The sequence below is a fragment of the Mycobacterium paraffinicum genome, from assembly GCF_001907675.1.
Lineage (GTDB): Bacteria > Actinomycetota > Actinomycetes > Mycobacteriales > Mycobacteriaceae > Mycobacterium > Mycobacterium paraffinicum_A.
In genome coordinates this window covers 64,055-78,227 of the sequence record NZ_MPNT01000016.1, presented here as the reverse complement: position 1 = coordinate 78,227, position 14,173 = coordinate 64,055, and the positions used below count along the sequence as shown (strand labels likewise).

Here is a 14,173-nt window from a genome sequence, read left to right as displayed (position 1 = left end):
GTCAGGATCTCCCGAATGCCAGGCATCGAAACCTGGCCGGCCCTGAGTCCGGCTAGCCCAGGTGCGCGGACAGCAGCCAGGCCCCGATCGACTTGCGGCCGTTGCCCTCATCACGAATGTCGGCACCCGCGAAGGCCTGAAAGCCTTCCACGGCGCTGTCGGGCACGTTGGCGTGAATGCGTGCCGGCCGGATCTCGTCGACCACCCAATACTTGGAGACCACATCCCGCAGCTCGTCCTCGGTGACCGCATTGACCGGGCCGTCCGCCGGTATGCCCGCGCGGTCGAACACCAGCACGAAGTACGAGGCGCCGGGGGCGGCTGCCCGCACGATGGACTGCTGGTAGCCCACGCGCAGCTCGACAGGCATCGAGTGGAAAAGCGTGGAGTCCACGATCGTCCCGAAGCGGCCGTCGTAGCCGCCGAAGGAGCTGATGTCGGCGACGTCGAAGGTCGCATTGGCGAGGCCGCGCCGGGCGGCCTTTTCGCGCGCCAACTTGATGGCGGTCGGCGACTGGTCGAGGCCCACCGTGGTGAAGCCACGCTCGGCAAGGAACAGCGAGACCGCCGCCTCCCCGCAACCGGCATCGAGCACGTCACCGTGGAACTTCCCGGCCTCGATGAGGGCCGCGATCTCCGGCTGGGGCTCGCCGATGCTCCACGGCGGGCGATTACCCGCACCCATCTCCGGGGCCTCGCCACGGTAGGCGGATTCGAACATTTCCTGAGTTGACTGAGACATGCATCGGTTATATCAACGAGACTGATATATGTCAATGGGGCTGATATTCCTAGTCTCAGGTCAGTCGAGAACGGCGACCGCCGCTGCGGTGGCTCCGAGCTGGAGGCCAGACCCCAGGTGTCGTTCTCGGTGCGGGCCACCACCGGGCTCCTCACTGGCCTCAGTTGGACCAGGTGAGCGACGCGCCCGGTGGACGCGCCCGAGGGCGAGGGATGACTAACGCGCAACGACATGGTGAGATCGGGTATGGCCGACGACATCGAACTGAGCCCGCGGGACTGGGTGCGCGAGCAGACCGAGCAAATCCTCAAACAAGGCACCACCGACGGGGTCGAGATCTTCGATCGGCCCGTCGTCCTGCTGACCGTGACCGGAGCGAAATCCGGAAAGAAGCGGTATGTGCCGCTGATGCGCGTCGAAAACGACGGCCGTTACGCCATAGTCGCATCGAAGGGCGGCGCACCCGAGCATCCGCTCTGGTACTTCAACCTGCAGGCCAACCCCGAGGTGACGCTGCAGGACGGCGCTAGGGTCGTCACGCTGAGGGCGCGCGAGCTCGAGGGTGTTGAACGCGAACAATGGTGGCAGCGGGCGGTCGAAGCGTATCCGCCCTATGCCGAATACCAGACGAAGACCACGAGGCAGATACCGGTCTTCGTCCTGGAGTAAAAGGTCCACCGCCCAGTCATTTTCGCACGCACCGCCCGGCGCCGACCATTCATGCGGCCCCGACGAATATGCGCCGCAAAAGATTTGCATTCGATATGCGCCCAGCCCGTCGGGTTGCGACCTGCGTGGCCGCCCCATACCTTCGGTACGCATAAGCCATAGCAAGCGAAGCAGAACAATGATGTTCCCGGCGAATGTGATCGCCTGTGCTGCAGGGTTTTACATTGCACAATTCGGCGCGTTACGGGTGGAAGTCCGAACGTGCCCTTATGCGCAACCCGGGAGGGCCCGTGCAACGCGTCGAGCAGCTGGGGGAACACGATGCCGAGGTGGGCACTCGCGGCGGCCGGTTTCGCGCGGCCATCCAGTACGATTTCCCGGCGTCATTAGTGGTATTCCTGGTGGCGCTTCCGTTGTCGTTGGGAATCGCCCTCGCCTCCGACGCCCCGGTACTCTCCGGCTTGATCGCGGCGATCGTCGGGGGAATCGTCGCCGGATGCCTCGGCGGGTCACCGTTGCAGGTCAGCGGACCGGCGGCCGGGCTCACGGTGATCGTTGCTGATCTGGTATCCCAGTTCGGCTGGGCCGTAACGTGTTTGATCACCGTCATTGCCGGAGCGCTGCAGGTTGTCCTGGGTATCAGCCGGATCGCGCGGGCCGCCTTGGCGATTTCGCCGGTTGTGGTACACGCCATGCTGGCCGGCATCGGGGTCACCATCGCCTTGCAGCAGGTGCACGTATTGCTGGGCGGCGAATCGGACAGCTCGGCGTGGGCGAACGTCGTCGGACTGCCCGCGCAGATTGTCGGCGCGCACCGGCCCGGGCTCGTGCTGGGCCTGCTCGTCATCGCCATTCTGGTCGCGTGGCGCTGGGCGCCGGCTCGGGTGGCCAAAATTCCTGGTCCGCTGGTCGCCATCGTCGGGGTCACGGTCATCTCGGTCCTGTTGCCGTTCAACGTGTCCCGTATCCGCCTGGAGGGCTCGGTGCTGGAGGCGCTGCAGCTGCCCAAGCTCCCGGATGGGAACTGGGGGGCCGTTGTCATCGCGGTGATCACGGTCACTTTGATCACCAGCGTGCAAAGCCTGCTGACGGCGGTCGCGATCGACCGGATGCACACCGGGGCGCGGACCGACTTCAACCGTGAGCTGATCGGGCAGGGCGCGGCGAACATGGCGTCGGGCGCGATCGGCGGGCTTCCCATCGCCGGTGTCATCGTGCGCAGCGCGGCCAATGTCAACGCGGGGGCCAAGACCCGGGCATCGACGATCATGCACGGGGTCTGGATCATGGTGTTCGCCGTGCCCTTCGCGGGTTTGGTCGAACAGATCCCGACCGCGGCGCTCGCCGGCTTGCTCATCGTCATCGGCATCGAGCTGCTGAAGCCCGCACACATCGAGACCGCCCTGCGCAACGGCGATCTCGCCGTCTATCTGGTGACGATAGCCTCCGTTGTATTTCTCAATCTGCTGCACGGCGTGCTGATCGGACTTGCCGTAGCGGTCGTCGTGACGGGCTGGCGGGTAGTCCGGGCCAGGGTGGAAGCCAAGCCCGTTGGCGATGAATGGCATCTCATCATCGAAGGGGCATGCACCTTCCTGGCGTTGCCTCGCCTGACGGGGGTCCTCGCCACCATCCCCGAGCGCACCACGGTCACCATTCACCTGATGGCCAACTACCTCGATCATGCCGCGCACCAAGCGATCAGCGACTGGCAGCGCCGGCACTGCGCGACAGAGGGAGACGTGAGAGTGCATCACCGACGGCTGGAACCGTACGGGCGCGAGAATAGGTCATCGAAATCCGAGCGCCGCGCTGTCCACCTCAGCTTGGTCGAGGCGGACGCCGGCTAGCCCCGCACAGCGGTTTGAGGCGCCGTTACTTCAGGTCTGCGGCGACCCGCCCCAGCACGGCGAGGTGGTCGTCGACGGTCTCCAGCCCCGCGTTCATCGTGTTGACCGACACGTGGGTGGCTCCGGCGTCGCGCCAGGCCGCTATCTCGCGGGCGGTCCGGTCGCGGTCGCCTGTCCAGCGGACCCGGCCCTCCATGCCGAGGCTGTCCGCCGCACGGCCGGCGGCAGCGGCCGCACGCTGGACCTGCTCGCGGGCGTGGTCCAAACCGGGCCCCGGGGCGGTCATCGGGAACCAGCCGTCCGCGAGGCGCCCCGCGCGCTCCAATCCGCGGTCGGAGGCGGCGCCGATCCACACGGGGATCGGGCGTTGGATGGGCAACGGGGCCAGCCCCGCCGCGGTCACGCTGTGGTACTTGCCGTCGAAGGTGACCGACCGTTCCGTCCACAGCCGGCGCAACAGGTCGATCTGCTCCTCGGAGCGCTTGCCGCGATTGGTGAAGCGCTCGCCCAGCGCCTCGTATTCGACCGCGTTCCAGCCCAATCCAACACCGAGCCGGAAGCGTCCGCCGGTCAGCAAATCTACCTCGGCAGCCTGCTTGGCCACCAACGCCGTCTGCCGCTGCGGCAAGATGATGACGCCGCTGACAAGCTCGAGCGAGGTGATCGCGGCCAGGTAGCCGAACATGACGAACGGCTCATGAAACGTCGAGTCGATGTCGTATGGGCCGTCCCAACCGTGGTGCACCCGGGGGTCGGCGCCCACGACGTGGTCGTAGGCCAGGATGTGGCTGAATCCCAGCCCCTGCACGCCCTCCCCGTACGCACGGACGACCGCCGCGTCGGCGCCAAGTTCGGTTTGCGGGAACACCACTCCGATGCGCATTGGCGGTGCAACCAAGCCGCAAGGTGATTGCTTCCCGCGCACTGGAGAAAGTTTGGGACGGTGCCGTCTTCGCGCCTCTCGGCAAGTGGTCGCTCGAAGCGACGGTTCTCAAAGTGGTACCCGGGGGAATGCCCGACACCGTCGGGGGTCACAACGACGGCCGCCCCCCGAATATTTCACCGACGCTCGATGATGGACGTGTGACGACAAAAAAGATTGGAAACGCGCTGCGGATCGGTCGCTTCGAGCGGACTTTCGAAGCCGAGCTGACCGCGCGGTACGAGATCCCCAGGCTCCCCGACGGTCCGGGGCGCGCCCACTTCTTCGCCGCGCACGCGGCCGACGTTCGCATCGTGATCACGTCGGGCACGGCCGGTGTCGACGGGGACACCATCGCCGCGCTGCCCAACCTGAAGGTGATCGTCAACAACGGCGCCGGGGTGGACCTCATCGATCTGCCCGCGGCGCGCCGCCGCGGCATCGGCGTCAGCAACACGCCCGATGTGCTTTCGGACACGGTGGCCGACACCGCGCTGGGCCTCATCTTGATGACTCTGCGCCGTTTCGGCGCCGCCGACCGCTACGTTCGGGCGGGCCGATGGGTGCGCGGCGGTCCGTTCCCGTACGCCCGGGACGTCAGCGGACTGCAAGTGGGCATCTTGGGTCTGGGCCGTATCGGCTCGGCGATAGCGACCCGGCTGCTCGGATTCGACTGTGCCATCGCTTATCACAACCGCCATCGCATCGACGGATCGCCGTATCGCTACGCTCCGTCGCCGCTGGAGCTGGCCGAGTCGGTCGACGTCCTCGTCGTGGCCACCACGGGCGATCCCCACGCTCGCCACCTGGTCGACCGCTCCGTCCTCGAGGCGCTGGGCCCCGAGGGTTATCTCGTCAACATCGCCCGCGGCAGCGTCGTCGACCAGGACGCGTTGGTGGAGCTGCTGGTCGGCGGCGGCCTGGCCGGGGCGGGGCTGGACGTCTTCGCCGACGAACCCCATGTACCGACCGAGCTGTTCGAGCTCGACAATGTGGTCCTGTTTCCACACGTCGGGAGCGCCACCGCCCGGACCCGCCGGGCGATGGCGCTGCTGGCCATCCGAAACCTGGAGAGTTACCTCGACACCGGCGAGCTGGTGACACCCGTGTTGCGACCCCGCAGGTAATGCCCGGGACGGGTGTTGTCAGATCCCTCACACCGGATGATCCAACCGGCGAATAACGGGTATCAGGCCATCCACCATGAGTGACACCACCCAGCGCCAGCTCGGGCAGACCGACAGTCCGATCGAAGACGAGCTCGAGGACGCGTTCGGCAGGATGCTGAGCGAGGGCACCCAGCGCTTGCACCGCACCTGGCGCGGCGTGCTGGTGACCGGCTTCTTCGGCGGCACCGAGGTGGGGATCGGGGTGCTGGCCTACCTGTCCGTGCTGGACGCCACCCACCGACCGCTGCTGGCCGGGCTGGCGTTCTCGATTGGATTCCTGGCCCTGCTGCTCGGCCGCAGCGAGCTGTTCACCGAGGGCTTCATCATTCCCGTCGTGACCGTGGCCGCCAAGCGCGCCAACCTGCGCCAGCTGGCCAAGCTGTGGGGCGGCACCATGTTCGCGAACCTGGTCGGCGGCTGGGTGATCATGTGGCTGATCATGACCGGCTTCCCCGAGCTGCACGCGCAGACCATCGAGTCCGGCACCCACTTCGCCACCGCGCCGCTGTCCAGCCAGAGCATGGTGCTGGCAATCCTCGGCGGCATGATCATCACGCTGATGACCCGGATGCAACACGGCACCGACTCGGTGCCCGCCAAGATCGCCGCTGCCGTGGCCGCCGCGTTCCTGCTTGCCGGCCTGCGGTTGTTCCATTCGATCCTGGATTCGCTGCTGATCTTCGGCGCGCTCGTCACCGGGGATGCCCCGTTCGGCTATCTGACCTGGCTGGGCTGGTTTGGCTATACCGTGGTCGGCAACATGATCGGTGGGCTGCTGTTCGTGACGCTGCTTCGGCTCCTGCGGAGCAAGGACCGGCTCGAAGAGGAACGCGCGGACGCCGAATCCCCGTGACGGCCGTCAGGGCAGTTGGGGCATGACCTCGCTCGCCAACAGCTCCAGGTGCGCGAGGTCGGTCAAGTCCAGGAGTTGGGTGTAGACACGCTGCACCCCGATCTGTTTCCAGGCGCCCAACTTCTCCACGATCTCGGTGGGGGAGCCGACCAAGGGGCTGTTCGAACGCATTTCGTCTAGGTCGCGGCCGATCGCCGCGGCGCGGCGGGTCAGTTCGCGATCGTTTCGGCCGGCGCAGAGCACGAATGCGCTCGAGTAGACCATCGAGTCGCCGGGCCTGCCGGCCGCGGCGACGGCGTGCGCCACCCGCTGGTGCTGCTTTTCGGCCACATCGATCGGCGCGAACGGAATGTTGAACTCGGTCGCGTACTTCGCCGCCAGCCGCGGGGTGCGGTTGGCGCCGAGGCCGCCGACGACGATGGGCGGGTGCGGGTTCTGCGTCGGTTTGGGCAGCGCCGGCGACCCGGTGATGGTGTAGTACGCGCCGGCGTAGTCGAAGGTTTCACCGGGCCCCGTCGTCCACAGGCCCGTGATGATGGCCAGCTGTTCATCGAGCCGGTCGAACCGCTCCCGCAGCGGGGGGAAGGGGATGCCGTACGCCTGGTGCTCCTTCTCGAACCAGCCGCTGCCGAGCCCGACCTCGACGCGTCCGCCACTCATGTCGTCCACTTGCGCGACGGCGACCGCCAGCGGACCGGGGTAGCGGAATGTTGCGGACGTCACCAGGGTGCCCAGCCGGATGGTCGACGTCTCGCGCGCGATCGCGCCGAGCGTCACCCACGAGTCGGTCGGGCCCGGCAGTCCGTCGCCGCTCATCGCCAGGTAGTGATCGGACCGGAAGAACGCACTAAAACCCAGCTGCTCGGCGGTCTGGGCGACGGCCACCTGGTCGGCGTAGCGGGCGCCCTGCTGCGGCTCGATGAATGCGCGAAAGTCCATAGGATCCCTCTGTATCTTGTTGTACGGCAACTCGATTCCGAACCTGTACCCGCCTGTGGCCAAAGCGAGACGGGCGTCGGGTTAACGGGTGGGCCGCAACTGGGTATGCCGTCTGCATGACTTCACTGCTGCCACCAATCGTTGTCACGCCCGCGCGATTGACCTGCGCCGGTGCCGCCGACGCGGTTACCGCGGCGGAATTGCGCCGCGCGCTGCGGCGGTGGCTCCAGGAGGTGACGGAGGCCCCGTCGGAGATTCTCGACGACATCATTCTGGGGGTCAACGAGGCGCTGGCCAATTGTGTCGAGCACGCATACCGCGACCACCGCACGACCGGCACGATGAAACTGCAGGCAAGCCACGACCCCGCCGCCCAATCGATCAGTGTCTGCGTCAGCGACCGCGGATCCTGGCTCCATCCCTCGCCGCAACGCCTTGGGGACCCGCGGCGGTCCCGCGGCATCGCGCTGATGCACGCGCTCGCGGATCACTGCACCATCAACGCCCAGCCCCACGGCACGACCGTGTGCCTGGACTACACCACCAGACCGTAACCGCGGCTCACACGCCGACGGCGCGTTCCAGGTCCTTCAGCGATGTCTCCAGGTGGCCAAGCAGCCGTTGTAGGTGCGGGACGCTGCGGCGGCAGCCGACGAGACCGAAGTCGAGGTTGTCGGCGTTGTTGGTCACCGTGATGTTGACCGCCTGGCCGTCGAGCGGGATGGACAGCGGGTAGTTGCCGTCCAGCCGGGCGCCACGCCAGTACAGCGGCTCGGAGGGCCCGGTCGAGACGTTGGAGATGACGATGTTGAACGGCGGTGACGCCGCCGACAGGTAGCCGGGGATCAGCCCGAGGAACAGGCCGCCGATGTTGAAGGCCGACAGGGCGAGCTGCTGGACGGAGGGCAGCTGCTGAAAGATCTCCTTGGTGTCGCGGATCGACGTGCTGACGATCTCGAGCCGCCTCGCCGGGTCGTCGAGGTCCGTCGCCAGGTTGCACAAGAACGTACCGACCAGGTTCCCTCCTCGGTCGTCGTCGGCCTTGCGAAGGTTGACCGGCACCATCGCAGTCAGCGGGGAATCCGGCAGCGCGCTCTGCTCCTGCAGGTAGGCACGCAGGGCGCCGGAGCACATGGCGAGCACGACGTCATTAACGGTCAGTCCGGTCGCCGATTTGACCGCTTTAATGCGGTCCAGCGACCAGGATTGCGCGGCCACCCGCCGGGCGCCGCCGATCCGCACGTTGAACATGCTGCGCGGGGCCTGGAACGGCAGCGTCAGTTGTTGTTCGAGCAGGGCGGCCCGGGCCAGCTTTAGCGAGGACGGCGCCAATGCGAGTGCCGACCCCGCGGTGCGGCCCGCCCGCTCCAGCAGCGATTGCCGTTTGTGCCCATCGCGGCGCTTGCGCGGCCCGAGACTCCACGGCACGCGCACCTCGTCGTCGTCGGGGTCCTGGGTGAAGGCGCGCTGCACCAGCCGCATCGCGGACACGCCGTCCATGAGCGAGTGGTGGTACTTCGTGTAGACGGCGTAGCGCCCGTCCTGCAGTCCCTCGACGAGGTGGGCCTCCCACATCGGGCGGTGCCGGTCGAGCAGGCTGCCATGCAGCCGGGAGACGAGCTCGAGCAGGTCACGGACCCGACCCGGCTCTGGCAGGGCCGAGCGGCGCAGGTGGTAGTCGAGCTCGACGTCCTTGTCGAACGACCACGCGAGGTTGGTCAGGCCGCCGAAGAAGGCCGGGTGCTTGCAGAACGTCGGCTGCACGTCCGTGCACTCGAGCATGGCCTGATAGGACTCACGGACGAAGTGGGGCCCGGCGTCCTTGGGCGGCTCGAAGAGTTGCAGCGACCCCACATGCATCGGGTGCTCGCGTGACTCGCCAATGAGGAACAGCGCATCCGTGGGAGAGATCGGTTCCATGCTCGTACCCCGTTCCTTTCGTTGCGCCCTCCGCGCGGCACACGCCCATCTCTTAGTAGCCGCAGCAAGCGGTCGCTAATCGTCTTCGAGCTGCGAATCGGTGGAAGCACTAAGGCGCTCAAGGAGTGAGAGACGCCGCCGCCTGGCCCGGTTACGTCGCGGCGCGGAAGGCGGCGGTGACGGCCGCGACCCTGGGGTCGGCCCGCAGCTCCTCCAGCGTCTCCGGCAGCGGCAACCGCCAGTTCGGGTACTCGTCGACGGTGCCCGGCAGGTTTGGCTGCCGGGGTTCGGCAAGCACGTCGTAGGGCGAGATCAGCTTCAGGCGGCTCGGGGTCGCCGCGAGTAATCGGTGCATCGCGATGATGATCGCCGGCTCGTCCGGGTCGGGGCCCGAAAGCAGCCCCTCGGACCGCAGCAGCTCCACCCACTCGGCTCGTTCCTTGTCGGCCACCGACTGCTCGCCCGCCGCGTCGTCAAGTAGCCCGAGGTCCGCGCGGGCCCGCACGTGTTCGCCGCGCAGGAAGCCCGCCGCGGTGGGCAGGTCGTGGGTGGACAAGCTGGCTGCGGCCCGCGACGGCCATTTCGCCGGCGGCAGCAGCGGCTCGCCCGGCGCCGACTCGTCGCGGGTGAACCACGACACCGCACAGCCCAGCATCCCGTTGTCGGCCAGTGCCTGCGTCACCTCCGGTTCGACGGTGCCCAGATCCTCGCCGACGACGGCGGCCCCCGCCCGATGGGCCTCCAGCGCCAGGACCGCGAGCATCACGTCGGCGTCGTAATGCACGTAGGTGCCGCGGTCCGGGCCGTCGCCCGGCGGAATCCACCACAGCCGCCACAACCCCGCGACATGGTCGATCCGCAGCCCGTCGGCGTGGGCGAGCACCGCGCGCAGCATGTCCCGCAAGGCGTCATAGCCGGTGGCGGCGAGGCGGTCCGGCCGCCACGGTGGCAGCCCCCAATCCTGCCCGCGCGGGGTGAAGTTGTCCGGCGGCGCCCCGATGCTCACCCCGGTGGCGAGCACGTCGGCCAACGCCCACGCGTCGGCGCCGTTCGCGTCCACCCCGACCGGGAGGTCGTGCAAGACGCCGAGGGCCATGCCGGCGTTGCGGGCGGCGTCGCGCACCGCGGTCAGCTGCTCGTTGCAGCGTTGCTGCACCCAGGCATGGAAGGCCACCCGGGACGCCAGCTCCTGGCGGGCCGCCGCCACCGCCGGTCCGGCGACGTCATGCAGCGGTGCGGGCCACCGGGTCCACCGGCCGCCGTGCCGCTCGGCCAGCGCGCAGTACGTGGCCCAGTCGCGCAGACCGGTGCCGGCCGCCGCGGGGTCCAGCGGGCTGGGTCGGCCTTCGGCCCGCCACAGCAGCTCGAGCGCCGAACGCTTGGCCGCCCATACCAGGTCGTAGTCGATCCGCTCGGTGGTCGGCGAGACCCGCAGCGCGTCGACCTCCCCGCGGGCGTCGGTGTCGACCCGGCGATAGGCGTCGAGATCCTCGATGCGCAGCGCCAGTGGGTTGGCGAATCGTCGGCTGGACGGGGTGTAGGGCGACGGCTGCACCGGGTGCGTCGGCCCGGGCGCGTGCAGCGGGTTGAGCAGCACCGCGCCGGCCCCGTGTTCGGCGGCGGTCCACGTCAGGAACTCGCCCAGGTCGCCCAAGTCGCCGATGCCCCAGGACCGACCGGATCGCAACGCGTAGAGCTGCAACATCCAGCCCCAGGTGGCCGGCGTTGGCGGCACTCGAGGCGGCGCGGCCACCACGGTGGCCTGCTGCCCGTCGCGCAGGTGGAGTCGGTACCAGCCCGCGCTCAGCTCGCCGGGCAACTCGTCGCGCACTACGGTCTGGCTACCGTCCTCGGCCACCAGGAGGGCAGCGCCCGGCAGGGACCGGGGGCGGCCATCCAGCCGCACCGCGATCGTGGGCGGCAGCGCGCCGGCGCGCTCGCGCTCGGCGAGCCGGGCCAACTCCTGCCGCCGGGCGGTCTCGCTCGAGGCGTCGACGTCGAGCAGGCCGAGCACCCGGATCACCACGTCGGCGTCGACCTCCACGGGCTCCCGCCGCTCGTTTCGGTAGCAGGTGGCCACCCCGTGTGCCGCGGCCACTCGGCGCAGGTCATCGGGAACAGGCTTGGGCTTCGCCATCAAGCCGCCGGCCCGGGTGCGGCGCCGGCGGCGGCGAGGGGACGGCGGAGATGTAGAAGCACAGGCTCTATATACCCAGGCGGTGGGTTCTCACACAGGGGCCCGAAACACCTTCGCCAGCATGCTTTTTCGGTTAGCGCCCGGTTGCCTGGAAGATGACCCGCCGCGCGATCTGCACGGCGTGGTCGGCGAAGCGCTCGTAGAAGCGACCCAGCAGCGTGACATCGACGGCGGCGGCGACGCCGTGCCTCCAGCCCGGGTCCATCAGAGCCGTCAGCAATTGATGGTGCAGTTCGTCCATCGCATCATCGTCACGGCGAATCTGCGCCGCCCCACGGGGATCCTGCGCCAACAACACTTCCCGGGCGCCGCCGGCCAACTGCTCGGCGACCCCGCCCATTTCGGCGATGTGGCGGCGCACATCGTCGGGCACGGCGGTGTGGGGATGGCGCATCCGGGCGATGTCGGCTACGTGTACCGCCAGCCCGCCCATCCGTTGTGCGTCCGCGGCGATCCCGATGGCACTGACCACCGCACGCAGATCGGTGGCCACCGGAGCCTGTAACGCCAGCAACGCGAATGCGGTCTCCTCGGCGCCGGTGTTGACGGCGACGATGTCCGCCTGGCCGGCGATGACGCGTTCCGCCAGCACCAGGTCTGCTTTCAGCAGCGCCTCGGTGGCCAGCCCGATGGCTTCGCCGGCCATCGCGCACATCGCCCCGAGTTCTTGGGTGAGCGTTTCCAGCTGGTGGTGAAAAGCGCTCCTCATCCCTTAAAGATAGGCAGCGAAACGCAATTTAAACGTTGCCGGCCACTCCGTGCAGGCGGCGACCTGAACCGGTTCGCCCGCAAGGTGATTCGCCAGCGGTGGCTACCGGACGTCCTCGGCCAGCTCACGCGCTTCCTGCTCGGTTTCCACCGCGGGCCCCGACCCCGGCAGCGGCTTCCCGGCGACTTCGGGCGTGAACAGCAGCGTGACCGCGCCCACCAGGCCGCCGACGATCAGCATGTAGGCGGGCGCCATGACGTTGCCGGTGCCCGACACCAGCGCTTGGGCGATCAGCGGCGTGGTGCCGCCCACTGCGGATATCGAGATGTTGTAGGAGATGGCCAGCGCCCCGTATCGCACGTCGGTGGGGAACAGGGCCGGCAACATGGCGGGCGCGGTGCTGTCGAAGCACAGCTCCATCAACCCGATCAGCAACACACCCACGAAGATCACCGGGTAGATCCCGCCGAAACGGATGAGCAGGAACGCGGGGATCGAACCGACGACCAACAGCGCGCAACCCGTCCACATGATGGGCTTGACGCCGATGCGGTCGGACAGGCTGGCCACCAGCACCACCGTGACCATCAGGATCGCCAACGTCACCACGATCATCACCAGCCCGGCGGTGTGGCCGGCACGCACGAAGAGCTTCAAGTAGGTCGGCAGGTAACCGGTGAGCATGAAGTCGGCGACCTGGGATGTGAGCACCAGGGCCGCGCAGATCAGCAGCCCCCGCCATTGGTCCACGACCGTGCGCCGGAATTGCCGCCGGCGGCCGCCCGACGGGTGCGGGCCCTCCGTTGCGCTCTGGTAGGCGGACGACTCCTTGAGTCGAAGCCGCAGGAAGAGCGCGAACAGCCCGAAGGGCGCGCCCAGCAGCAGTGGGATCCGCCAGCCGTAGGTCAGCATGTCCTCGTCCGGCAGCCAGGTCTGTAAGGCCGTGACCAGCATCCCGGCCAGCACGAACCCGACCAGATTTCCCATCGGCAGGAACCCGACCGTCTTGCCGCGTTTGTGGTCCGGGGCCTGTTCGACCAGGTAGGTCATCGCACCGACGTACTCGCCGCCGGTCGACAGCCCCTGAAATATTCGCGCGACGACGAGCAGGATCGGCGCCCAGATGCCGATGGCGCTGTAGCCGGGCAGCAGACCGGTCACGGTGGTGCTGATCGTCATCATGAGAATGGTGACCACGAGAACCCGATGCCGTCCGATGCGGTCCCCGAGGGGGCCGAAGATGAAGCCACCGAGCGGGCGCACCACGAACGCGGCGGCGAGCGTACCGAAGGTCGCGATCAGGTGGACGCCGCTGACACTCTTGCCGGGGTAGAACACCTGGGCGAGGGTGGTGGCGATATAGCCGTAGACGCCGAAGTCGTACCACTCCATGAAGTTGCCGATGGCGGTCCCCATGATGGCCTGGCGCATGGCCGGATCGGCGACCCTGATCTCGTTGCGTGCCCATTTCCCACGGCGGCGTCGAGCATTCATCGACGGATTGCGTACCCAGAAGTCCCGTGGGCCGAACAAGTTGCACTCCCATCCGGCTCGTCGTCAGCATCGGCCGGTGGCCGATCGTAGCGACCCGGTGAGGTCAAGAAGAACTCATTGACCCTTCAGGCTACCGATGCGAAGCGAGTAATCCCGTGGCTGCGACTGCTCGATCGACGAGCCGGCCTCAATTTCGTCGACGTACTGTTGCGGGTCCCGGTCGATGATCGGCAAACCCTTGGTGGTGGGGTGCTCGGCCATGAAATCGCTGTATTGCCGGCCGAGGGCCTCCCGGAGGCCGATGGGAGCGGTGCGGCGAAAGTCCGACAGCCCCTCTCGTTCCTCTTCGCCCATGTGGTCGTCGTTGGCCTCGCGGGTGCGGCCGACCGCGGCCCACCACTCGTCGGTGCCTATCCCTGCTGCGTTGGCGTCGCGCACCCCGTCGCGAATGTCGTTGTGGTCACCGATGGCGTCGAGCGTCTCACCCTCGGCGTCGTCGCCGACCCGCTTCAGCAGTTGCGGGTAGAAGATCTTCTCTTCGATGTAGGCGTGCACGTCCAGCTTGTCGGCGAGGGGCCGCCACACGCGTGCCAGGGCCGTTTCGTCGACGGGCGCTTGCGCCTGCAGATAGTCCAGCTTGGCGAACTGTTCGCGGAACCACTCGTGGTCGGCGAGGATCAACATGGTGATGTCAGCCATCGCGACGCCC

At 68.0% G+C, this 14,173-nt stretch carries 13 protein-coding genes; 5 read left to right on the top strand and 8 right to left on the bottom strand.

All coding sequences use genetic code 11. The annotated features are described in order from the left end of the window. Nucleotides 1-52 precede the first annotated feature (52 nt). Nucleotides 53-742, bottom strand: a complete 690-nt coding sequence (locus BRW65_RS18160) for a class I SAM-dependent methyltransferase (RefSeq protein ID WP_167374060.1) — start codon at nucleotides 740-742, stop codon at nucleotides 53-55. Nucleotides 743-988: 246 nt separating this feature from the next. Here BRW65_RS18160 and BRW65_RS18155 point away from each other — a divergent pair, with 246 nt between their 5' ends. Beyond that, the gene (locus BRW65_RS18155; RefSeq protein WP_073876947.1) at nucleotides 989-1,411 is read left to right on the top strand and encodes a nitroreductase family deazaflavin-dependent oxidoreductase; all 423 of its coding nucleotides are present in this window, start codon (nucleotides 989-991) and stop codon (nucleotides 1,409-1,411) included. Between the two features lie 269 nt (nucleotides 1,412-1,680). Beyond that, nucleotides 1,681-3,261, top strand: coding sequence for a SulP family inorganic anion transporter (locus BRW65_RS18150; protein ID WP_084187862.1), 1,581 nt, complete (start codon nucleotides 1,681-1,683; stop codon nucleotides 3,259-3,261). A gap of 25 nt (nucleotides 3,262-3,286) precedes the next feature. Here the strand turns inward: BRW65_RS18150 and BRW65_RS18145 are convergent, their stop codons facing one another. Beyond that, nucleotides 3,287-4,144, bottom strand: a complete 858-nt coding sequence (locus BRW65_RS18145) for an LLM class F420-dependent oxidoreductase (protein WP_073876945.1) — start codon at nucleotides 4,142-4,144, stop codon at nucleotides 3,287-3,289. A gap of 128 nt (nucleotides 4,145-4,272) precedes the next feature. Between BRW65_RS18145 and BRW65_RS18140 the strand changes: the two genes are divergently transcribed. Then, entirely contained in the window at nucleotides 4,273-5,310 is a 1,038-nt protein-coding gene (locus BRW65_RS18140) for a 2-hydroxyacid dehydrogenase (protein ID WP_208611861.1), read from the top strand. Nucleotides 5,311-5,386: 76 nt separating this feature from the next. Then, complete coding sequence (locus BRW65_RS18135) at nucleotides 5,387-6,205, top strand: formate/nitrite transporter family protein (protein ID WP_073876943.1); 819 nt, start codon at nucleotides 5,387-5,389, stop codon at nucleotides 6,203-6,205. 6 nt (nucleotides 6,206-6,211) lie between these two features. Here BRW65_RS18135 and BRW65_RS18130 read toward each other — a convergent pair whose 3' ends face one another. After that, nucleotides 6,212-7,144: an LLM class F420-dependent oxidoreductase gene (locus tag BRW65_RS18130; RefSeq protein ID WP_073876941.1), complete on the bottom strand. Its 933-nt coding sequence runs from the start codon at nucleotides 7,142-7,144 to the stop codon at nucleotides 6,212-6,214. Between the two features lie 116 nt (nucleotides 7,145-7,260). Here BRW65_RS18130 and BRW65_RS18125 point away from each other — a divergent pair, with 116 nt between their 5' ends. After that, nucleotides 7,261-7,698 carry an ATP-binding protein gene (locus BRW65_RS18125; RefSeq protein WP_073876939.1) on the top strand — a complete coding sequence of 146 codons (438 nt, stop codon included), beginning with the start codon at nucleotides 7,261-7,263 and terminating at the stop codon, nucleotides 7,696-7,698. Between the two features lie 7 nt (nucleotides 7,699-7,705). Here the strand turns inward: BRW65_RS18125 and BRW65_RS18120 are convergent, their stop codons facing one another. The 5 genes from BRW65_RS18120 to BRW65_RS18100 all read right to left on the bottom strand — a co-directional run bounded on the left by BRW65_RS18120 (nucleotide 7,706) and on the right by BRW65_RS18100 (nucleotide 14,163). Beyond that, entirely contained in the window at nucleotides 7,706-9,064 is a 1,359-nt protein-coding gene (locus tag BRW65_RS18120) for a WS/DGAT/MGAT family O-acyltransferase (RefSeq protein ID WP_073876937.1), read from the bottom strand. Between the two features lie 151 nt (nucleotides 9,065-9,215). Continuing rightward, nucleotides 9,216-11,201 carry a 4-alpha-glucanotransferase gene (locus BRW65_RS18115; protein WP_073876935.1) on the bottom strand — a complete coding sequence of 662 codons (1,986 nt, stop codon included), beginning with the start codon at nucleotides 11,199-11,201 and terminating at the stop codon, nucleotides 9,216-9,218. Between the two features lie 133 nt (nucleotides 11,202-11,334). Next, nucleotides 11,335-11,970 carry a phosphate signaling complex protein PhoU gene (gene phoU, locus BRW65_RS18110; protein ID WP_073876933.1) on the bottom strand — a complete coding sequence of 212 codons (636 nt, stop codon included), beginning with the start codon at nucleotides 11,968-11,970 and terminating at the stop codon, nucleotides 11,335-11,337. Nucleotides 11,971-12,072: 102 nt separating this feature from the next. After that, nucleotides 12,073-13,401 carry an MFS transporter gene (locus BRW65_RS18105; protein WP_073877052.1) on the bottom strand — a complete coding sequence of 443 codons (1,329 nt, stop codon included), beginning with the start codon at nucleotides 13,399-13,401 and terminating at the stop codon, nucleotides 12,073-12,075. A gap of 177 nt (nucleotides 13,402-13,578) precedes the next feature. Then, on the bottom strand, nucleotides 13,579-14,163 hold the full coding sequence (locus BRW65_RS18100) for a hemerythrin domain-containing protein (RefSeq protein WP_073876931.1): 585 nt from the start codon (nucleotides 14,161-14,163) through the stop codon (nucleotides 13,579-13,581). Nucleotides 14,164-14,173: the final 10 nt, after the last annotated feature.